We start from the raw sequence: 19,976 nt of genomic DNA, 5'->3' as shown, positions 1-19,976 counted from the left end.
AGGTGCGTCGTGACACGACCAGTGACCGTCGGACTGAACGGAACACGGGCGAGCGACGCGGCCGCCGACTGGGGCGCCCAGGAGGCGGACCTGCGGATGCGCCCGCTGCGCCTGGTGAGTGCCTGGGAGTGGCAGCCCTACTCCCACGCACCCCTCACGGGGACGGAGACACCCGAACAGTGGTCGCGGCGGCTGCCCGGCGAGACCGCGGCGCGGCTGGCGGAGCGGCATCCGCACCTGGTGATCGAGGCCGACCAACTCACCGGGCCACCACCCGAGATGCTCTGCCGGGCCGCCGCCGGGGCCGAGCTCCTGGCGCTCGGCACCGCCGGGCTCGGGGCGCTCAGGGGCTTCTTCCTGGGCTCGGTCGCCATGGCCACGGTCGCCCACGCCCACCGGCCCGTCGTCCTCGTCCGCCCGGACCGCGCCGCGCCCGGCCCTGCGGTGGACGACGGCGGGGCGGGGGAACAAGCCGCCGCTCCGGTCGTCGCCGGGATCGATCTCGGACCCACCACGGACGGCGTGCTGCGCTTCGCGTTCGAGGCGGCGGCCGTGCGCGCGGCCGGGGTGGAGATCCACTACTGCTGGAACCCGCCGGTCGGCTACGTACAGGGCATCGGCGGAGACCTGCGGTGGCGCACCGACATCGCCGAGGAGAGCATGCGCATGGTGCGGTCCCTGCTCGCACCCTGGTCGCAGAAGTATCCCCGGATCGCGGTGCGTGTGCGATGCGAGATCGGATCGCCGGCGCGCCATCTGGTCGATGCCGGTGCCCATGCCTCTCTGGTCGCCGTCGGCCGGCGCACCAACCGCTACTGGCCGCACGAGCCGCGCATCGGGCATGTCGCCCACGCCGTACTGCACCACTCGCCCGCCCCGGTCGCCGTGGTCCCGCAGGACTGACCGCGTCACGTCTCCCCAGCTGATTGAACCGGCGTCCGCCCCGGTATAGGGAACGACATGACCACCCATGAGATCGGCCCACGCATGATGGGCGAGCGGCTGATGTACAACCGAGCGGTCCGCGTGGACGACCCGCGCAGTTGGCTGTTCGTCTCCGGCCACGAAGCCCGCGGCGACGACGGCGGCATCGCCCACCGGGGAGACATGGCCGGGCAGATGCGACTGACGCTGCGACGGTTGGGTGAAACCGTCGCGGAGGCGGGGATGACGATGGGCGACGTGGTGCAGATCCGGATCGTCACCACCGACCTCGCGTCGTGCAAGGCGCACTACGACGTACTCCTGGACGGACTCGCGGCCGCGGACTGCCGGCCGGCCAGCCTGCTCGCGGAGGTCGGCGCCCTGTCCGATCCGGACATGCTCATCGAGATCGAAGCCGTAGCATGCGGCCATGTCTCATGAGATCTGCGCACTCGTCATAGCCGGGCCGGTCGATGCGCAGAGGGCGCACTCGGTGGGCCTTCGGGCCGTGCTCGTTCATGAGGGCGTCAGTGTGTTCCCGGTCAACCACTACTTCTCCTCGTACTGGGCCGCGAAGCGCGGAAACAGTGCGCTGCTCGATCTGCCGGACGGCCTCTCCCTCCTGTTTCCGACGGAAGCGGTGTTGCGTGACCTCGTCCGCGAGGTGACCGGGACGGACAGGCCGCGGTTCGCGATCATCGAGACGAACTACTTCGGCGGGGCCGGTGATCAGGGCGCTGTCGCGTTCGACGGCGAGGAGCGGTTGACGCCTGACGGGGCATCCATCAATCAAGCACTTGCCGCCCTCGGTGTGCGGGCGACCGCTTCGATGGATGAGTTCGAGGTGATCGGCCTGACCGGGTTCCGGCACAACCCGGAATACCTTGACGTGTACGTCGAGCTGTGCGAGGAGCTCGGCCTGTAGCCGCCTTCGGTGCGGCAAGGACGCGGTCAGAGCAGCGGAAGCGCGAACGTATGGGCGCGCTCCGCGTCGCATCCCTGGCACGCGCCCACGAACCGGGAGAGCAGGAGGTCACCCTCCTCGTCAAGGACGTTGCGCCAGGAGCAGCGGAACTCCCCACACGCGCAGGTTCGTTGAGCGACGTCCAAGAGCGCGGACAGGGTCGATTCGTGTCCCGCTTCGGCGACCGGGGGCGGCATGGCGTCCTCCGTGTCCGCTCCGTACAGCACATGCCGGGGTCGCCACCACGGCACGATCGCGGGGTGGCGGAGTCCCCTTCCCGCACACTCCACGCACCTGCCGGGACCGGCGTTGTTCGCGATGCACCAGCAGCGTTGGTATCGCCGCTCGTACGGGCGGCCCTCGCAGGTCAGGCACACCCCCCAGCCGCAGCAGTCGTCGCACAGCACACCATCGGCCGTGCTGCGCGTGAAGGGCGGTTGCCCGAGCCGTAGTTCGGGATACGTCACCGGCGTCCACCCGGTGAGCGTCACGAGCCCGGACCGGCCGCCCTCGTACACCCGCACCTCGAACTCCTCGCGCCGGGCCGTCCCCCAACTCTCCCCGCCCTGGCCCTCCGTCCCGTTCTCGCGCACCTCCCAGCCGGCCTCGGTGAACGCCGTCAGGGTCTCCCCGAACTTCGAGGGCGAGGGGCGCCCGTCCCAGCCCAGCCCGATGAGGAACACGGAGCGGAATCCGACCGGTTCGGGGTCGAGGAGCCGTACGGCATCACTCCACTCACGGGCGACCACCGGACCGCGGTCCGGACGCAGGGCCGACGCGATGTCCAGGAGGGCCCGTCTGAGCCACACCGCTCCGCTCGAAGCGCCGGGCGCGCCCCGGTCCATGCGGTCACCGGTTGTCTCGGTCATCGTGGTGTCGGTCCGCTTCCGCTCTGAGGTGCGCATGAGGGGTCGATGGCTGGTCAGGGGCTGACGACCAGTTGGCCGAGCCGCACGGCCAGCCACGGTTTACGGCCACCGGCCCGCATCCGGCCCGTCGCGACCGCCTTCCAGATGGGCGTGCGCCGGAAGGAGACCAGGAGGAAGGTGGCCGGGGCCGCGACGATCCGGCAGTCGTAGGCGCGCGGCGGGGCGTCGCGGGTCACCGTCACCGTTCCGTCGTCCACGACGACCGCGAGGCTCGGACCGTCCTTGATCGCGAGGTCGAAGGCGACGCGCACGCCCTTCGCCTTCACCGGGTCGAGGGCCGCCGCCATCATCGTCGGCATCGACTGCCCCAGGACGAGACGGGCCTCCTCGTCGCCGATCGGCCAGGCGAGGCGGGCGCCGCGCGCGACGTCCAGGCCGTGCACAAGGGTCTCGCTGAGCATCAGCCCGGTCAGCGTCGCCAGGGTGAACGGCACCTCCTCGTACCAGGGCGGTGCGACCGGGGTGTCCGGGGCCATGCCCTCGGTGACCCGCAGAAACGTCTCGCACTGCTCGGCGATGAAGTCCGGCACCTCCGCGCGTCGCTCGCGCTCGAACAGGGCCAGGGACCGCTCGTTGATGGCCGTGATCCGCTCGGCGAACGTGCCCTCGCCGGGCGGCGGGATGTCGCCCCAGTCCATCGCGCCACCGTCCGAGACGAGCGAGGTGTACGCGAGGTAGACGGCCGCCAGGTGCGTGCCGACGTCCCCGACCGTCCACTCGGGGACACCCGACGCCGCGTCCGGATCGGACACGGCACGCAACAGCTCGCCCAGCCGTGCGCCTGCGCCGGCCAGTGCGGCACGGGTCCGCTCATGCTCGGTGACGGTGCCCATGCAACTCCCCAGGTCGCGAACGAAGCCGAAGATTACCGCCCAGTAGCCCCACAGCGACACCCCCTAGCACGCGCCGACCTCCCCGGCCGGGCCTCTGCGGCGCTCACCGGCCGCGTTACGGTGCTCCTGACGGAAAGGCCCGGTGAAGGCAATGGAGATGAGCCGCGCGGAGGCGGTCGCGCTCGTACAGCGCATCATGGACGTCGATGACGCCTCCGACGACGAGATGGCGGAATCCCTGGACAGGCTCGACAGAGCCCTGGTCTGTCCCTCCGGTCACGTCAGCGACTTGATCTACTGGCCTCCGGAGCGGGAACTCTCGGCCGAAGAAGTGGTCGATCAGGCCCTGGCGTATCGGCCGATCGCTTTGTGATCCGAGGAGTCCAGGCACCGCCCGGCGGGGCGACCGGCGTGCGGTGGGGCTTACGGTTTGTGGGTCACCCAGAGCGCTTCCGCCGGCCAGTGGTGGGCCCAGTCGGGTGGGTCCGTCTTGTTGTAGCCGTTGGCTGCTTCGGGGTCGGGGCGCGGTTCGATGAGGTCGTCGATGACGAGACCCGCGCCGCGCAGGACCCTGATCCAGTCGCCGTAGGTGAGTTGGTAGCTGACCGCACCCTGGTCCTCATCGATGGTGTCCAGGCCGAAGTAGTCCTGTTGCAGCGTCGTGGTCGCGCGGCTGGTGGCTTCGTCGTAGCAGGCTTCGAACCAGGGGCTGGCGACGTTGAACACCAGGCGCCCGCCTCGGCGCAGTACGCGTGCGGCCTGGGGTACGGCGACGTGCGGGGGTGCCCAGCTGAGCCCGCCGTAGTCGCAGAACACCAGGTCGAAGGTGTCGTCGGCGAACGGGAGGTGTTCGGCGGCGCCCTGCACCAGCGCGTAGCGGGCCGGACCCATCGCGTGAGCGGCGGCGGCAAGCTGCTCCTCGGACAGATCGAAGCCGACCACCGCCGCCCCCTCGGCCGCCAACGCCCTGGACCACTGGCCGGCGCCGCAGCCGAGTTCCAGGACGCGCTTGCCGGTGACGTCGCCCAGCGCTCGCAGGTGCGCGTCGGGGATCGCGTACGTGCCCCACAGGCGGGGCGTCGCGCCGATCCGCGCGTCGTGTTTGTGCTGGTAGGCGCCGCTGAGATGGTTCCAGAACCGCCTGTTGCCGGAAATGCTGTCCACGTACCGACCCAAGCACCACCCGCCGGGGGCGGTCAACGTGGTTGTGGCGGCTCGCTCGTACGGAAGAGGGCCGTCCACAGAAAGCCCTCGCCGAAATGGGGCGAGCCGGGTGGCTCGTCCCGCATGCGGCGCAGTTCGACCTCCACGAGGTCGGAGAAGATCCAGCGCAGTGATGCGGGGGTGTAGGCGAGGCCGCCGTGCAGCCGGCCTTCGCGGTAGAGGTCCGCGTCCGCGAGCTCGGAGCCCATTCCCTGCTCACCGGCCGCGAAGCAGGTCAGGGCGAGGTGGCCGCCGGGGGCCAGGACGCGGTCGAGCAGAGCGAGGTAGCTCACCCTGCGATGCGGCGGCAGGTGGTGGAAGCATCCGGAGTCCACGACCAGGTCGTACGGTCCGCTCAGCTCCGTGCCCGCCAGGGCGAACGCGTCGCCGCACACGAAGCGCGCCTCCGCCCCCGCACCGGCCGCGCGCTCCCGGGCCCACGCGATGGCCACCGGCGAGAGGTCCACGGCGTCCACCTCGAACCCGAGCGAAGCCAGGTACAAGGCGTTGCGCCCCGCCCCGCAGCCCAGATCCAGGGCCCGGCCTGGCGCGATCAGGCGCCGCTCGAGGTAACCGGCCAGGCTCTCGTCCGGCTTCGCCGGGAAGAACGGGACGGGCCGCGACCTGTCGGCGTAGAACCGGTCCCAGAAGTCCTTGCCGTCCCCGGCCGCCAAGTGACCGCTCCCGGATTCGGAGACGAACAACCCGTCCAGGAGCGCCAGAACATCTTCAACGGTACGCACGGTCCGGTCCACCCGGGCCCCCTTTCCACCACGTCCGACCCTAGGAGCGCAGACACCGAAAGACCAGGTCACCCCAGGCGCCCCACCAGCCGGAACACCCCCCTCCCGCCCTACGCGAACCCCACCGGCACACCACCGCCCGCCCCGGCCCGGCGCCCGTTGAGCGGTGCACCGAAACCCCTCAGGGGGCCGTCCACAGCCGCGCCGGGCGAACGATTTCCACGAGTCTGCGCATCGGCCATCCCGGAGGCCGGGCACGCCACCTGACGGACGCTTCGCGCAGCCATGGCGCGTGGGCGCGGACGCGCGACGGGTCCTCGGGAAAGCAGCTGTCCCAGTCCTCGTTCAGCGGCATCCAGGCCGCCGGCTGCCCGCTCTCCGCGCGCAACGGCGTACCGGATTCCACGATCGCGGCATACGACAGCCCGAGCGTCGCAGGCCATCGGGAGTGGTAGGAGCGCACCGTCGCCGTGGCAGGTTCCGGCAGCAGTTCCGCCTCCACTCCGGTCTCTTCGAAGAGCTCTCGGCGGGCGCCCTCGCAGGGAGATTCCCCCGGCTCGACGGACGTGGACCTGACACCGATGCTCCGGTCGGGACCGGTTCCGATGAGTTCACCGTCCGCGAGCGGTCTACCCACTGACTCAGTCATCCACGGCAGGAGCGCCATGTCCACCATTCAGCCAGTGATCCTCACCGCCCACCAGGACGTCCTGGCCGGGTTCTATACGGACCTCTTCGGCGCCGAGGAGATTTTCCGGGTGCCGGCCGAGGGTCCGGTGTTCTACCTCGGTCTGCGTATCGGCGACACCGACCTCGGGTTGGTGGCCAAGCCGGAGGCGGAGGACGCTGCGGCGCCCCGGATGCTGCTCAGCATCGCGGTGGACGATGTCGACGCGACGCTCGGGCGCGTGGAGGCGCTGGGCGGATCGGTCAGCGGCGGCCCGAAGGACATGCCGTGGGGACAGCGTGTCGCCCACGTCCTGGACCCCGACGGCAACCCGGTGAACCTCACGCAGGCTCTCAGCGAGGCGGCCGGCCAGTCGTGATGGCGGGTCAGGAAGGCGGCGCCCATCTGGCCATCCTGGCTGGGTAGTTGGCCCGGGCAGGCGGACGGGAGGGCAACCTTCCGTCCGGGCCGGTCGTCCTGTACTGCATGAGAATCTCATTCCTCATCCATAGCGCGTACGCGATCGGAGGGACGATCACCACCACGTTCAACCTGGCTCGCGCACTCGCCGATCGGCACGAGGTGGAGATCATCTCCGTGCTCCGGAACAGGGATCGCCCGAGCATCGCACTCGATCCGCGTGTGCGGTTACGGCCCCTGGTGGACCTGCGGCACGAGAAGGACGACCCGCGACACCTCACCCCGGCGAAGGTCTTTCCCTCGTCCGAGTACCGCTACAGCGAGTACAGCGCACTCACCGATGAGCGAATCGGCGCCGCGCTCACCTCACTCGACGCCGACGTGGTCGTGGGGACGCGGCCCGGGCTCAATGTCCACCTGGCGCTTCACGGACCCGCGCGGTCGGTGCGGGTCGGGCAGGAACACCTCGCGCACGACCACCATCCCCCGCGCCTGCGCAGGGCGCTGCGCCGGGCCTATCCGCGGCTGGACGCGATCACCCCGGTCACAGAGGCCGACTCGGCCGTCTACCGGCGCAAGATGCGGCTGCCGGGTGTACGGGTGGAGGCGCTGCCCAACAGTGTCCCCGCCCCGGGCCTCGAACCGGCGGACAGCCGGGGGCGCATCGTGGTCGCCGCCGGGCGGCTGGCGCCGGTGAAGCGGTTCGACCTGTTGATCGATGCCTTCGCCTCGGTCGCGGCGGCGTATCCCGAGTGGCAGTTGCGCATCTACGGCAGGGGCGAGGAGCGGGAGCGGCTGCGCGCGCTCATCGACCGGCTCGGCTTGTACAACAACGTCTTCCTGATGGGTGCGGTGAACCCGATGGAGGCGGAGTGGGTCAAGGGGTCGATCGCGGCGGTGACCTCCGATTTCGAGTCCTTCGGCATGACCATCGTCGAGGCGATGCGCTGCGGCCTGCCCGTCGTGAGCACCGACTGCGCGTACGGCCCCGGCGAGATCATCGCCGACGGGGAGGACGGCCGGCTGGTGCCCGTCGGAGACCGGGACGCGCTGGCCGGCGCCCTGCTGGACCTGGTCGGCGACGAGGAACTGCGCCGCCGCCTGGGGCGTAACGCAGCGGAGAATTCCAGGCGTTACGGCCCTGAGCCCGTCGTGGCCCAGGCGGAGCGGCTGTTCGAGGAGCTGCTGACCGCCCGGCGTGAGGGTCGGGCGGTGGCCGGGACCGGCCGCACCTTGGCGAGCAGCGGTTTCGCGGCCAGGGACACGATGCTCGTGGCGGCCGGTCATGTCGTGAGGGCCGCACGGAAGGCGCGACGATGAGCGGCGACGGCGCAAACGCAATCGTGGAGAGGCCGCGTGGCGCGGTGACGGTGCGGGACGGAGGGCGTCTGGTCGTACGCGTCCAACTGCCCCTGCCCGCCTCGGCGCAGCCGCGGCTGCTGCTTCAGCGACGCCCGAAGAAGGGGCAGCCGGAGGAGACCGGGCGCTCGCTCGTACTGGAGTCCGCACGGCCGGACGAGTGGGAGGCCGTGCTGGAGGCCGACCCCGCCCTTGAGGAAGGCCGCTGGGACGCCTATGTCGTGACCGGACCGGACGAGGAGCGCGTGCCCTTGCTGCCCGGCCTGCGCGATCTGCGCGGGCTGATGTCCGGCGGGGATGCCGTACGGTACACACCCGTGGCGGTCCGGATCCCGTACGCCACCAAGGACGGCCGGCTCGCGATACGGGCCTGGCGGCGCGCCAGTCACGCGGAGGCCGGCCGGATCACCGTCGGGTCCGGCGCGATGACGGTGACGGCACGGCTGTACGGTGCCGGGCTGGGCGAGGGCGCGCAGGTCGCCCTGGTCCGGCGCGGGCGGAAGGCCAACGTGGTGCGGGTCGCGCTGAGCGCCGGGGAGGACCAGGACTTCTCGTTCACGGTCGACTACGCGGACCTCCTGGCGGAAGCGGGGGAAGGCGCACCGGCGGTCTGGGACGTGTTCATCCACCCGTGCGCCGAAGCTCCCCGGGTGCGGGTCGCCCGGCTGCTGGACGATGTCGCGGACCGGAAGACGGTGTTCGTCTACCCGGCCATCACGCTGGGCGGGGTGTCGGTGCGCCCGTACTACACCCTCGACAACGATCTCTCCCTGGAGGTCGCACCGCAGCCTTCACGGTGAACGCGGCTCGTACCCGGGAGCGCGCGGCGGACTTGGCAGCAGGTGCGCCGCCGACAGCACGGCGCAGGCCGCGACGGTCAGGAGCCCGCCGCAGAGGAAGGTGCCCCGCACTCCGGCGAGCGAGAGGACCAGCCCGCCGAGTGCGGCGCCCGCCGCGATTCCGGCGTTGTAGGAGCCGGAGTTCGCCGCGAGTGCGATGTCCGTGCGGCCCGGGGCGCAGTGCAGCATCGCGTTCTGGGTGGTCATGAAGACCGGTCCGAGTGCCGCGCCCGTCAGCGTCAGGAACACCACCGCCGCCACGGGCTCGGTCCCGGCCGCGTACAGACCGAGCATGCCCACCGCCTGCGTGGCGACGGCGGCGGTCAGTGCCGCTCGTGGGAAGCGGTCCAGCACGGCCCCGGTGACCGTCACTCCGGCCAGACACGCCAGGCCGAACGCCACGAGCAGGGCGCTGACCGCGCTCGTGGAGAACCCGCTCACCTCGCCCAGGAACCTGACGACGTAGGTGTATCCCGCGAAGGCCCCGGTGGCGGACAGGGTCCCGACCGCCAGGACGACGGCGAACCGACGCGCATCGGGGCGGGAGCCGCGGGCGGCGCTCCCCTCCTCGGGGCGGGACGTCGGCAGCAGCACGGCGATCGGCACCAGCGCGGCGAGCCCCAGCGCCGCGAGCAGGGCGACGGGCACCTGCCACGCGCTCTGCCGTCCCAGCCACGTTCCGGCGGGAACACCGAGTACGAGGGCGAGCGAACCGGCGACGGACAGCGCCCCGACCACACGGCCACGGACTCCGGGCGGGAACAGGCCGACCGCGACCGGTCCCATCACGGCCCAGAACAAGGCTTGGGCGAGCGCGGTGAGCAGCCGCGAGAGGAGAAGCACCGAGTAGGAGGCGACCGCCGCCGCGCACAGGCTGGACACGATCAGCACGGCCAGCAGTCCGGTGAGCACATGGCGTCGGGGCACGGCCCGCGTGGCGTGGGCGAGCGGGAGTGACGCGACGGCCACGGTCAGGCCGTAGCCGGTGACCAGGAGACCGACTGCCGAGACCGGGACCCGGAGGCTTGCGGAGATCACCTCCAGGAGGCCGATCGGCAGGTTCTCCGCGGTGTTGAGGGTGAAGGCGGCCAGCATCAGGGCCGCAAGCACCGTCCATCTGTGCCATGGGCGCGGCGGGGGCGTGGTCCTGCGGTCCTCCCGCGTCGCCGCCCGTCCCGCCTGCTGCCCGGCACCGTCCATGGGGACAGCCCACCGGGCTGCCCCGCCTCGCCTCAACTGAATTCCCGGGGGCTCACCGGGCATCTCCGTACGCGGAGGCCCGGTGAGCTCGGCGGGTCACTCCTCGTCGCGGAGCCGGGTCGCCAGGGCGGTCAGGGCTTCCGTCTCCTCGGTGTGGCCCAGGGCGGCCAGGCGCGGGATCGCCGTGTCGAGGCGGGTGAGGGCGGCGGCGGTGCGTTCCAGGTAGATGCCCTCCACGACGCCCGCGAGCCGGGTGCACTCGGCCCACTCACCCGCGTTCTCCGGTCCCGGCTCGCCGAGTCCGCCGAGGGCCTTCTCCAAGGCGGTCAGGGCGTCCTCGTACTCTCCGGCGTAGGCGTGGACCCGGCCGTGCTCGTAGGCGAGGGCGGTCTCCAACGAACGGCCGTGGGGTTCGTACCCGGCGGCGCGGGCATCGTCGGCCACCCGGTCGGCGTCCGCGAGGCGGGCGAGGGCGTCGGGGAGTCCGTCGGCGCCCTGCTGCTCCGCCTGGAGGCGGGCGAGTTCGCGCAGGGCGTTGCTCAGCTGCTCGTAGCGCGGGGCGCGGGCGTGGGCGGTGAGCGCCTGTCCGATGGCTTCGGTGGCCCGGTCGAAGTCGCCGGCCTCGCCGAGGAGCACGGCCGTCTCCGCGGCGATCATGGCGTGGCTGCCGGGGTCGTCGTCCCAGCCGGCCGACTCGGCGGCGAGGGCGACGAACTCCGTGGTGGCGGCCTTGAGGTCCTCCCCCGCGTGCAGGGCGCGGGCGCGGTTCAGGCGGAGTTGGGCGGTGAGCCGGTCGTCCACCTCTCCGGCGGCGATGTCCGGTTCGGCGAGGACGGAGTCGAGGAGGGCGATGGAGTCCTCGACGCGTCCCAGATCCAGGCTGAGCTGGGCGGCGTTGCTGTACGTGCAGAAGGCGTCCGTCCGCTTGCCCTGTCGGAGGTCCAGTTCGGCGGAGCGCGTGAGGTGGCGCAGTGCCTCCTCGGGGCGGCCCAGGTGCATGCACACCTCGGCCAGGTCGCCGTGGAGAGTGGCGGTGTCGGAGACCCTGGGCGGCCACGCGGCTGCCGCGCGTACGGCCTCGGACAGCTCCGCGTACGCGGCCTGCGCGTCGCGCAGGCCCATCCGGAAGCGGCCACGCAGCCCGAGCGTGCGCGGCAGATGCCAGGCGGGGCCGTGCTGCCGCAGCCGGTCGGCGTGTGCGTCGAGCACGGTGAGCGCGGTCGGCAGGTCGCCGGAGAGCGCGTGGGTGCCGGCCCGCAGCAGGACGGCGCCGGATATCTGGGCCGTCAGCTCGTGCCGGGTGGCGAACGCGTGCAGCTGCTCCACCTCGGCGGCCGCCGCAGCGAGGTGTTTCTCGCTCCTGGTGAGCTGTGCGCGCAGGCAGAGCGCGCTGGCACGCATGCGCAGCAGGCGGCCTTCCTGACACGGCGTGAGCCCCGGCGTCTCCTCGTGCAGCCGGACCACGTGCGCGTGGCCGGTGGTCAGCCCCTCGGCCTTCTCCTCGGCGTCGGCGGCCTCGCCTTCGGCCTCGCTCCTGGCGAGCGCGGCGGCGGCGTGGACGACCGCCGCCTCACCCGGCAGCTCGGCCGCTTCGTACAGGGCGGCGGCTTCCGCGTAGAGGACGGCGGCCTGCGCGTCGTCGTCCCGGTGGGCGGCGCCGGCGGCCTCGTCGGACAGCAGGTCCGCGCGCAGCCTGGCGAGCGGGCCCACGGCCGGGTCCTCGGGGTGGGTGTAGTCGGGGGCGGCGACCAGCGTGCGCAGCCGGTCCCAGCAGGGCTGTGCGTCGGGGTGTCCCTGCTCGTCCAGTTCGCGTGCCCGGGCGATGAGCTCGGGGACCGTGTCCGGGACGGCGGGCGCCTGGTGGGCGGGGGGCGCGGCGGCCGGGGCGGCCGGGGACAGGTCGTCGAGGGCGCGGGTGCGCAGGGTCAGTTCCAGCGCGTCGAGCAGCGGTGCGCGGCCGAGGCGGGCCTTGCGCCGGTCGGCGTGGGCCGTGGTGCCGTTGCGGACGTCGAAGCGGGCGGCGAGGTCGTCGGCACGCTCCCGGACCTCGGCACACAGTCCGGCCACGGTCCAGGTGCGGCCCGGGTACCCGGCGGCCGGCAGCTCGCCGTGGCCGAGGGACTCGACGCGCCGCAGAAGGACCTCGACGCCGGTCAGGAAGTCGAACTGGTCGAGGGGCGAGTCCACCTCGGAGAACAGGACGCGGTTCTCGGCGAGCAGTTCGAGCCCGCGGGCCTCGTTGCCGGTGAGGGCGCAGAACTCCAGGTGGCGGCCGACCTCCCCGGCCATCGAGGGGTTGCGGCGGCAGCCCCGGTAGCCGGCGAGGTGCAGTTCGCGGGCGCGGTCGGCGCCGCCGGTGCGCAGCAGGGGCAGCAGGGCGTACGAGAGGGAGCGGGCGGGCTCCTCCTGGCAGCTCTCCTTGCCTTCGAGGACGGGTTCCCAGGTGCGCAGGGCGCGGGCGTCGTCGCCGCCCTCCAGGTGGTGGAGGGCCCGTTCGCATATCTCGCAGGCTTCGCAGTCGCTGAACGGAGTGCGGGTGCGGGCCGCCCACAGCTCGTAGGCGGGGGCGGTGTCCTCGCCGAGGTGGGCGGCCAGCTGGTAGGTCTGGGCGTAGTACGGCTGGAGGCCGAGGCCGGCCTTCTCGTACCGGCCGCGCATCTCGGTGAGCCACTGCCGCAGGCTGGTCAGCGGGATCTCGGGCAGGGCGCGCAGGGAGTTCGCCACCCACTTGAACCGCCAGAACAGCAGATGGCGCAGCCGGTCGGTGAAGACGTCGGGCTGCTCGTCGAAGAGGGTGAGCAGCCGGGCGAAGACCACGGGCGACTTGCGGGGCTCGGAGCCGTACGTGTACGCCTCCTGGAGCTCGAAGAGCGTACGGACGAGGGCCAGGGGATCCTCGAACCGCTCGGCGGCCTCCGCGAGTTCCTCGGCGGCGACGGTGCGGGCGCGGCCGTAGGGGCGCCGCTGGTTCTCCTGGAGCGCGTCGTACAGCTCGTCGGTGTTCTGGGGTGCGGTCGGCATCGTCAGCTGTCCTTGCGGAGGGCGTGGGCGAGGAGGTCGAGGAAGGAGCGGTTGATCAGGCTCGTCTCGGCGGGCCTGAGCGGGCGCCTGGACAGCATCGCGGCCTGCCCGTACAGGGCTTCGGCGCTGGTACGGGCCAGCTCCGGCTCGGCGATGGCGGCGGCGGTGCGGACCAGCGGGTTGAGCTGGTTGAGGATCAGCTGGGCGCGCGGGACCTCCTGGCGCAGGGCGCCGAGGATGTCGCCCCACACCCCGCCCTGCTGCTCGCGGGCGAGCTGGGAGCGGGTGCGCTCGTGCCGGGCGTCGCGGCTGTCGATGAGGAGGGCCGGGGCCGAGGCGGGCTGGAAAGTGCGCAGGGCGACGTCGCAGTCGAAGACCGCGAGGGCGTCGCGGGCCAGCGCGAGGTAGGGCGCCGCGGCGAGCTCCGTCTCGCGGTCGACGGGGTCCAGGTGGGCGGTGAGCGTCGCCGGGTCGAGGTCGGCGACGCTCACTTCGGGCCGGAGCTCCGGGAGCCGGTGGACCAGTTCCCTGTCGTACGTGTAGCCGCCGTTGACGACGCCGAGCCCGGCGGCCGAGGCGATCGCCGCGACCTGCCGGAACTCCTCCACGCTGGAGGTCACGAGCACGGTGCGGTGCTTGCGGGCGAACTCGTCCAGGGTGGCGGAGCCGTCGGTGGTCTCGAACGGGATCCAGGGCAGCAGCATCCGCAGGATCTCGTCGTCGTGCACCGCGAGCGACTTCACGGCCAGGTGGTGGGCGCCGAGGAAGCGGGCGAGCAGTTCCGGGTCGCTGGCGGCGATGCGGGAGATCCAGCCGCGCAGCCGTTCCGCGAGGGCGTCGCGGACGGCGGCGAGGGTGTCGTCCTCGTACAGGGACTCCCGGGAGGCCGTGGGGCGCAGGCTCTCGGCGTCGACCACGCAGCGGACGAAGAACGCCCAGTCCGGCAGGATCTCCTCGGCCTGCTCCGACAGGAGCATGCCCTTGACGTGCACGCGGTGGCCGTGGCGGCGGCCGGTCGGCACCGCCTCGGGGAGTACGCAGGCGATGCCCTTGAGCCCCACGGCGGGCAGGTCGAGGTCGAGGGTGTCCAGCGGTTCGAAGCCGAAGACCTCCTTGCCGTAGGCGGCCAGGGCGCGGGAGCGGGCTCCCGGGGTCGGGTGGGTACGGGCCCAGGGCGCGGGCTCCGGGTTGATGCGCGTGGCCGGGCCGCCCTTGCCGTCGTCCACCGTGACCGGGTGGCGCAGCAGGGAGCCGAAGTGCCGGGCCAGGGCGGCGACCTGGGCCGGGCGGGTCCACTCCCCCGCGTCGGCGCGCGGCGTGAGCGTGACGGTGGTGCCGGGGTCCGGGCGGGCGGAGGCGGGCAGGGTGCGGACGGTGTAGCTGCCGTCGCCGCGGCCCCGCCACTCCACGGCGGGTGCGTCGGGGGTGCGGGCGGAGCGGCTGAGGACGTGGATCTCGTCGGCGACCAGGAAGCAGGAGAGGAGTCCGATGCCGAACTGGCCGATGAAGTCGCCGCGCTGTTCGGCGATCCGCTCGGCGCGCTTGCTGCTCCGGCCGATCGTGGCGAGGAAGGCGTGGACGTCGGTCTCGGTGAGGCCGACACCGTCGTCCTCGACGCGTACGACGTCCCCGTCCGCGTACAGCCGGATGCCGAACGCGTCGGCTGCGGCGCCGGGTTCGAGGCTGTGCCGGGCGGTCAGCGCGTCCACGGCGTTCTGCAGGAGTTCGCGCAGGTAGACGCGCGGGCTGGAGTAGAGGTGGTGGGAGAGGAGGTCGACGAGGCCGCGCAGGTCCACCTGGAAGGTGCGGTCGTCGCCGGTCTGGCGCGGGGCGGTGTCGGGCGAAGTCATCAGGCAGTCCGGAGAGGGAGGAGCGGGTGAGGGGGTGCGGGCCCGGACGGCGGGCCCCGGGGCCTGTGCGGGGTCAGGCGCGGCGCTGGTGGCGGGCGAACTGCTTCTCGGGTTCGCCGAAGTAGGCCCACGGCCAGCTGGTGAAGGCTCCGTCGAGGGCGTGGAAGACCCGCTTCACGGTCTGCCGTTCGCCGGCCAGCGAGAGGGCCATGGCGAAGATGTTGAAGTCGCCCTGCCAGCCCGGGCGCCGTTCGTAGGCGGGGTGGAGGATGCTGCGCTCGGCCGCGCGGCGCAGCTCCGTCCGTATCTCGTCGGTCTTCAGGCAGCCCGTCTCGTCCGACTCCACCCAGTCCTCGATGTGCGCCATGGGTATCACGCAGCTGATCCGGTCGCCTTCCGGCGCGTCGGCGTACGCGTCGCGGGCGAACCGCAGTGCCTGGCCCGGCTCACCGCCCCAGCGGGGCTGCAACTGGGAGATCCATTCGATGTGGGTCTCCAGGTCGAGCGGAGCCCGGCGCAGGGCCGCGTCGAGCCGGGCCTCCGTGATGTCGGCGCCGAGGGACATGCCGCGGCCCGAGGTGAGGAGGCGGCGCCACGGGGTGACCCACTCGGGCCTCAACTCGGCCGCTTCGAGCAGCTGCTCCTCACCGATGCGGAGCCGTTCGTGGAAGACCCTCCACTGCCCCTCGGTCACCTGGGACGCGCGGGCGGCGGTGCGCGCCTCCCAGCCCCACTGGATGTGGCGGGCTCCCGCGATGAGCAGCGCGGTCGCCCGGTGCTCCTTGTCCTCGTCGGCCGCCCGGCCGATCCAGTCCTGCACACCGTCGAGCTCTTCGAGTTCGTTGAGGATCTGGTGGTCGCGGCCCAGGTCGAAGGGCGTCAGCGCCGCCTTGACCGCCTCCCAGTCCCCCACCCGGGCGGCCTCCACCAGGGCGAGGACCCGTGTGTCCCCGAGCGCCCGCAGGGTGTACATCCCGTTCTGCTTGCGCGGGGCGGGAAGCGCGTGCGGGCCGGCCGCCGGTCTCTCCTCAGCCCTGCCGAACAGCTTGCCGAACATGCCGCGCCCTCCCCTGGTCCCGCTTGATCGTTCGGAGCAGCATAAGCGGCCCCGCCGACATCGGTTCCACAGGGCCTTCACGACTGCTCCATACGTCCGGCACCGGCGCGGATCCGGTCCTTCCTCAGGGCCGCGCCGCCGCCAGGGCCTCCTCGAACTCCCCGTACGCGGCCGCGTCGAAGAGCACGAACCGCACCTCCTCGACGGGTGCCGCGGCCTCCGCCAGCACGGTGCGGACGGCGATGCGGGCCCCGTCGTCCATGGGCCAGCCGTAGACGCCGGTGGAGATCGCGGGAAAGGCGACGGTACGGGCCCCGAGTTCCGCCGCGACGCGGAGGGATTCGCGGTAGCACGACTCCAGCAGGGCCGAGCGGTCCTCGGTCCGGCTCCACACCGGGCCGACCGTGTGCACGACCCAGCGGGCGTCGAGCTTTCCGGCGGTGGTGGCGACCGCCTGGCCCGTGCGGAGCCCCTTGCCGTACCGCGAGGCGCGCAGCTCCCGGCAGGCGGCGAGGATCGCGGGACCGCCCCGGCGGTGGATCGCTCCGTCCACGCCCCCGCCGCCGAGCAGCGAGGAGTTCGCGGCGTTGACGACGGCGTCGACGGACTGGCGGGTGATGTCTCCGCGTACGAGGGTGACGGTGACGTCGGAAGGCGTGCTCATGCGGTCATCATGCCCTGGCTCTCCGGGCCGTGCGGGACTTGTCCGGCGGCGTTGTCAGTCCCCGGTGCTAGCTTCGCGACCATGGCGAATCGTTCGTATCTCTACTCCGCCGACTCGGTTCCGAGCGACGCGGACATCCCGCAGCGCATCCGCTGCGTATCCGAGCACAACTGGGACATCCCGCTCGCGCACAAGCTCCTGGTGGGGTACGGGACGACGGTGGTCCCGTCCATGATCTGGAACCACCCGATCTGCATCGCGGCGGATTACGCCGACGGGGCGGCGCTGCTCCGCGGCGTCCTGCGCGCGGTCGGCAACGGCTTGGAGGACGATGCCGAGTTCGCCGAGTGCGTGGCCAGGACCACGGCCCACCTGGAGAAGCAGGAGGCGAAGTTCTTCCTGCTCGAAACGGGCGAGATCGTCTCGATGGCAGACGACGACCCGGCGGAGAGCGTACGGCGTCTGGCGTCCGAGGACGTCCCCGAGGCCGTCGCCCTCGCCGAGGCGGCGATCGCCGGCCGCAACGACGCCTGGCTCGCTTCCGTACGGGCCGACTGGCAGCGGCACTTCGCGTCGTTCTACGCCGACGCTCTCTACTTCTCCTTTCCCGAACCCACGGACAACTGACAACGGGAGTACGTGATGGCGAAATTCATTCTGCTGGTCAACCACGACGGCGGGGTCTTCGAGGAGCAGATGGACACCTGGCAGCCGGGTGACATCGCGGCCCACCTCGACTACTACGCCCTGTTGACCAAGGAGTTGACCGAGAGCGGGGAGCTGGTCCAGTTCATGGCGCTGGCCGATCCGCGCCAGGCCCGCACGGTCCGCGCGGACGGCGTCGCGCCTGCGGTGGTGACCGACGGGCCGTGCGCCGGGTCCAAGGAGGTCCTGGCCGGCTTCAACGTCTTCGAGGTCGAGTCGGAGGAGCGGGCGCTGGAGATCGCCGCCCGTATCTCCGCCGTTCCGGGCCCCGGCGGCGTGCCCACGCAGCAGCCGGTCGAGGTGCGGCGGGTCACGGCCGACGAGCACGGCGGGACGGAGTGACCCGTACGGGAGCCGGAAAGCGGGGCGAAACGATCTTGCACTGATCCAATCGGCTGTACACGGGGCGCGGCCTTCATCATTCGCCGCGCCGCTGCCGACACCACGGGCATGGCTTTCTCCTCTTCACGACGTTCCAGGACGCTCGCGCTCGCAGCCGCTTCGGCATGTGTCCTGGCGGCAGCGGGCACGGTGTCCGCATCCCCGTCCCAAAGCGCCCGCGCGGCCGCCACATCCTGGGTGGTGTCCCTGGGCGACAGCTTCATCTCAGGCGAGGCCGGTCGCTGGTCCGGCAACAGCAACGAGTCCGGCAGCGGCTATGCGCCCACCGACCGGGCCTGGGACCCGGGTGCCCGAGCCAGTGACCCGCACCGGGTCTACGGCCCCTCCTACGACAGCGGCTGCAACCGCTCCGACGTGGCCGAGGTCCAGTCGCTCACGCTGGACGTGCACCGCCTCAACCTCGCCTGCTCGGGGGCGACTTCCACGGCGGTGCTGCTGCCGGAACACGGTGGCAAGCCGTTCAAGGGCGAACCGTCCCAGGCGGGGCAGCTCCAGAAGGCGGTGACCGGGCACCCGGTGCGCGCGGTGGTGGTGTCGATCGGCGGCAACGACCTCGGCTTCTCCGACATCATCACCGACTGCGCGAGCAACTTCGTCAAGCCCTTCGGCGGCTCTCCCTGTACGCCGACGGCGTCCCAGCAGGTCGCCGAGCGGCTGCCGGACGTCCGGCAGGCGGCGGTCAACACACTGTCCGATGTGAAGACCGCCCTCGCCCGCGCCGGGCACCCGGCCGGCTCCTACCGTCTCGTCCTGCAGTCCTACCCGTCCCCGCTGCCCGACGCCGCCCGCCTGCGCTACCCCGGCGAGAAGTACGACCGCCTCACCTCCGGGGGCTGCCCGTTCTTCGACAAGGACCTCACCTGGGCGCACGACGACCTCGTGCCCCGTATCGGCTCCACCCTGGCGGGGGCGGCCCGCGAAGCCGGCGCCGAGTTCCTCGACCTGTCGCGCTCCTTCGAGGGGCGCGAGGTGTGCTCCACCACCACCCGGCAGGCCGACCTGGCCCACCCGCCGAGCGGCGCCACGAGCGAGTGGATCCGCTTCGTGACCAGCGGCGCCGGCCAGGGGCAGCGGCAGGAATCCCTCCACCCCAACAGCTACGGGCAGCAGGCACTCGGCACCTGCCTGACCCTGCAACTCCAGCAGCCCGCAGGCGACCACCGCTGCACCAACACCCCCGGCCGCGGGCCCGGCGCGATGCGCCTGGGACCGGTCACCTGACGCGGCGTCCAGGCGCCCGCCTGCGGGCGCTACGGCGCGATACGGGCGAGTGAGCCCGTCTCCAGCGCGGTCCACAGGGCGCCGTCGGGGCCGACGGTGATGCCGTGCGGTTCCGAGTCCGGGGTGGGCAGGTCGTATCCGGTGACGGAGCCGTCCGGGGCAATCGTGGCGACGCGGTTGGCGCCCCACTCGGTGAACCACACAGCGCCCTCCCCGTCGACGGTGACGGCGTGCGGCCGGGCGGCGCGGTCGGGCAGCGGGAACTCCGTGATCCGCCCCTCGGCGGTGATCCGGCCGATCCGGCCGGCGGCGATCTCGGTGAACCACAACGCGCCGTCCGGGCCCGCCGCGATGCCGACCGGGCCCGCCGCCTCCGTCGGCAGGGGGTGCAGGGTGATCCCGCCGTCCATGCCGATGCGCCCGATGGCGTTGCCCTGGTTGAGGGTGAACCACATTGCGCCGTCGCCCCCGGCGGTGATCGCGGACGGGAACGCGCCGCTGACGGGAAGCGGGTACGGGGTGACGTCGCCGTCGACGGTGAGGCGGCCGATGCGGTCGGCGGCGGTCTCGGTGAACCAGAGCGCTCCGTCCGGGCCCGCCGCGATGCCGAACGGCCCGGAGCCGGAGCCCGGTACGTCGAACTCGGTGATCGCGCCGTCGGTGGTGATCCGCCCGATCCGGTCCGCCCGGTACTCGGTGAACCACAGCGCGCCGTCCGGGCCGGGTGTGATGACGGTCGGCCCGCTGTCGGGATCGACGCGGTATTCCGTCGGCCGCTCGCCGGGGACGAGGCGGCCGATCCGGCCGCTGTGGACGAGGGTGAACCACAGGGCGCCGTCCGGGCCCGTGGTGAGGGTGTACGGCCCGGCCTCGGGGCCGGACACCTTGTGCTCCTCGATCGATACCGGGGTCGCGTCGTGCACAGGGCTTCCTCTGTTCGTACTCGGTGGCGGGGCCGGGACGTGTTCGCGGCCC

At 72.4% G+C, this 19,976-nt stretch carries 21 protein-coding genes; 10 read left to right on the top strand and 11 right to left on the bottom strand.

Annotation, left to right across the window (positions count from 1 at the left end):
• Nucleotides 1-9 precede the first annotated feature (9 nt).
• The 3 genes from OHS17_RS32305 to OHS17_RS32295 are packed head-to-tail and all read left to right on the top strand — an operon-like array spanning nt 10 to nt 1,849.
• Nucleotides 10-903: a universal stress protein gene (locus OHS17_RS32305; RefSeq protein ID WP_330315058.1), complete on the top strand. Its 894-nt coding sequence runs from the start codon at nt 10-12 to the stop codon at nt 901-903.
• Nucleotides 904-960: 57 nt separating this feature from the next.
• Nucleotides 961-1,365 (top strand): Rid family hydrolase, encoded by a 405-nt coding sequence (locus tag OHS17_RS32300; protein WP_330315057.1) that lies wholly within the window; start codon nt 961-963, stop codon nt 1,363-1,365.
• On the top strand, nt 1,355-1,849 hold the full coding sequence (locus tag OHS17_RS32295) for a hypothetical protein (protein ID WP_330315056.1): 495 nt from the start codon (nt 1,355-1,357) through the stop codon (nt 1,847-1,849). The genes OHS17_RS32300 and OHS17_RS32295 overlap by 11 nt, the downstream gene beginning before the upstream one ends.
• Nucleotides 1,850-1,875: 26 nt before the next feature.
• Here the strand turns inward: OHS17_RS32295 and OHS17_RS32290 are convergent, their stop codons facing one another.
• Nucleotides 1,876-2,757 (bottom strand): hypothetical protein, encoded by an 882-nt coding sequence (locus OHS17_RS32290; protein WP_330315055.1) that lies wholly within the window; start codon nt 2,755-2,757, stop codon nt 1,876-1,878.
• A gap of 53 nt (nt 2,758-2,810) precedes the next feature.
• A complete protein-coding gene (locus OHS17_RS32285) occupies nt 2,811-3,650 on the bottom strand; it encodes a maleylpyruvate isomerase N-terminal domain-containing protein (protein ID WP_330315054.1) in 840 nt (279 codons plus the stop codon).
• Nucleotides 3,651-3,801: 151 nt separating this feature from the next.
• Between OHS17_RS32285 and OHS17_RS32280 the strand changes: the two genes are divergently transcribed.
• Nucleotides 3,802-4,023, top strand: coding sequence for an e9imm peptide (locus OHS17_RS32280; RefSeq protein WP_330315418.1), 222 nt, complete (start codon nt 3,802-3,804; stop codon nt 4,021-4,023).
• A gap of 50 nt (nt 4,024-4,073) precedes the next feature.
• On the opposite strand, the gene OHS17_RS32275 is transcribed toward OHS17_RS32280, so the two are convergent.
• The 3 genes from OHS17_RS32275 to OHS17_RS32265 all read right to left on the bottom strand — a co-directional run bounded on the left by OHS17_RS32275 (nt 4,074) and on the right by OHS17_RS32265 (nt 6,245).
• Entirely contained in the window at nt 4,074-4,814 is a 741-nt protein-coding gene (locus OHS17_RS32275; RefSeq protein ID WP_330315053.1) for a class I SAM-dependent methyltransferase, read from the bottom strand.
• Nucleotides 4,815-4,846: 32 nt separating this feature from the next.
• A complete protein-coding gene (locus tag OHS17_RS32270; protein WP_330315052.1) occupies nt 4,847-5,608 on the bottom strand; it encodes a class I SAM-dependent methyltransferase in 762 nt (253 codons plus the stop codon).
• Between the two features lie 169 nt (nt 5,609-5,777).
• Nucleotides 5,778-6,245: an NUDIX hydrolase gene (locus OHS17_RS32265; protein WP_330315417.1), complete on the bottom strand. Its 468-nt coding sequence runs from the start codon at nt 6,243-6,245 to the stop codon at nt 5,778-5,780.
• A gap of 16 nt (nt 6,246-6,261) precedes the next feature.
• Here OHS17_RS32265 and OHS17_RS32260 point away from each other — a divergent pair, with 16 nt between their 5' ends.
• The 3 genes from OHS17_RS32260 to OHS17_RS32250 all read left to right on the top strand — a co-directional run bounded on the left by OHS17_RS32260 (nt 6,262) and on the right by OHS17_RS32250 (nt 8,842).
• Nucleotides 6,262-6,642 (top strand): VOC family protein, encoded by a 381-nt coding sequence (locus OHS17_RS32260; RefSeq protein WP_330315051.1) that lies wholly within the window; start codon nt 6,262-6,264, stop codon nt 6,640-6,642.
• Between the two features lie 107 nt (nt 6,643-6,749).
• Entirely contained in the window at nt 6,750-8,003 is a 1,254-nt protein-coding gene (locus OHS17_RS32255) for a glycosyltransferase family 4 protein (RefSeq protein ID WP_330315050.1), read from the top strand.
• Nucleotides 8,000-8,842 carry a hypothetical protein gene (locus OHS17_RS32250; RefSeq protein ID WP_443066158.1) on the top strand — a complete coding sequence of 281 codons (843 nt, stop codon included), beginning with the start codon at nt 8,000-8,002 and terminating at the stop codon, nt 8,840-8,842. Before OHS17_RS32255 ends, OHS17_RS32250 begins: the two co-directional genes overlap by 4 nt.
• Here OHS17_RS32250 and OHS17_RS32245 read toward each other — a convergent pair.
• From OHS17_RS32245 to OHS17_RS32225, 5 genes are all read right to left on the bottom strand, one after another.
• Entirely contained in the window at nt 8,834-9,976 is a 1,143-nt protein-coding gene (locus tag OHS17_RS32245; RefSeq protein ID WP_330315416.1) for an MFS transporter, read from the bottom strand. The two genes, OHS17_RS32250 and OHS17_RS32245, sit on opposite strands and share 9 nt — an antisense overlap.
• A gap of 201 nt (nt 9,977-10,177) precedes the next feature.
• Nucleotides 10,178-13,102 (bottom strand): tetratricopeptide repeat protein, encoded by a 2,925-nt coding sequence (locus OHS17_RS32240; RefSeq protein ID WP_330315048.1) that lies wholly within the window; start codon nt 13,100-13,102, stop codon nt 10,178-10,180.
• 2 nt (nt 13,103-13,104) lie between these two features.
• Nucleotides 13,105-14,952 (bottom strand): HSP90 family protein, encoded by a 1,848-nt coding sequence (locus OHS17_RS32235; RefSeq protein WP_330315047.1) that lies wholly within the window; start codon nt 14,950-14,952, stop codon nt 13,105-13,107.
• A 73-nt stretch (nt 14,953-15,025) separates the two neighbouring features.
• Nucleotides 15,026-16,009 (bottom strand): hypothetical protein, encoded by a 984-nt coding sequence (locus tag OHS17_RS32230; protein WP_330315046.1) that lies wholly within the window; start codon nt 16,007-16,009, stop codon nt 15,026-15,028.
• 124 nt (nt 16,010-16,133) lie between these two features.
• The gene (locus OHS17_RS32225; RefSeq protein WP_164631083.1) at nt 16,134-16,673 is read right to left on the bottom strand and encodes an O-acetyl-ADP-ribose deacetylase; all 540 of its coding nucleotides are present in this window, start codon (nt 16,671-16,673) and stop codon (nt 16,134-16,136) included.
• Nucleotides 16,674-16,754: 81 nt separating this feature from the next.
• Here OHS17_RS32225 and OHS17_RS32220 point away from each other — a divergent pair, with 81 nt between their 5' ends.
• The 3 genes from OHS17_RS32220 to OHS17_RS32210 all read left to right on the top strand — a co-directional run bounded on the left by OHS17_RS32220 (nt 16,755) and on the right by OHS17_RS32210 (nt 19,001).
• Complete coding sequence (locus OHS17_RS32220; protein WP_330315045.1) at nt 16,755-17,300, top strand: DUF7822 domain-containing protein; 546 nt, start codon at nt 16,755-16,757, stop codon at nt 17,298-17,300.
• A 15-nt stretch (nt 17,301-17,315) separates the two neighbouring features.
• Nucleotides 17,316-17,720, top strand: a complete 405-nt coding sequence (locus tag OHS17_RS32215) for a YciI family protein (protein WP_330315044.1) — start codon at nt 17,316-17,318, stop codon at nt 17,718-17,720.
• Between the two features lie 240 nt (nt 17,721-17,960).
• Entirely contained in the window at nt 17,961-19,001 is a 1,041-nt protein-coding gene (locus OHS17_RS32210; RefSeq protein ID WP_330315043.1) for a GDSL-type esterase/lipase family protein, read from the top strand.
• Nucleotides 19,002-19,030: 29 nt separating this feature from the next.
• On the opposite strand, the gene OHS17_RS32205 is transcribed toward OHS17_RS32210, so the two are convergent.
• Entirely contained in the window at nt 19,031-19,924 is an 894-nt protein-coding gene (locus tag OHS17_RS32205; RefSeq protein WP_330315042.1) for a Vgb family protein, read from the bottom strand.
• Between the last annotated feature and the right edge of the window lie 52 nt (nt 19,925-19,976).

The organism is Streptomyces sp. NBC_00523 (assembly GCF_036346615.1).
In the GTDB taxonomy this organism is placed as follows: Bacteria; Actinomycetota; Actinomycetes; order Streptomycetales; family Streptomycetaceae; genus Streptomyces.
Note: the sequence above shows the minus strand (reverse complement) of the source record. Positions and strands in the feature narration are given on the sequence as shown.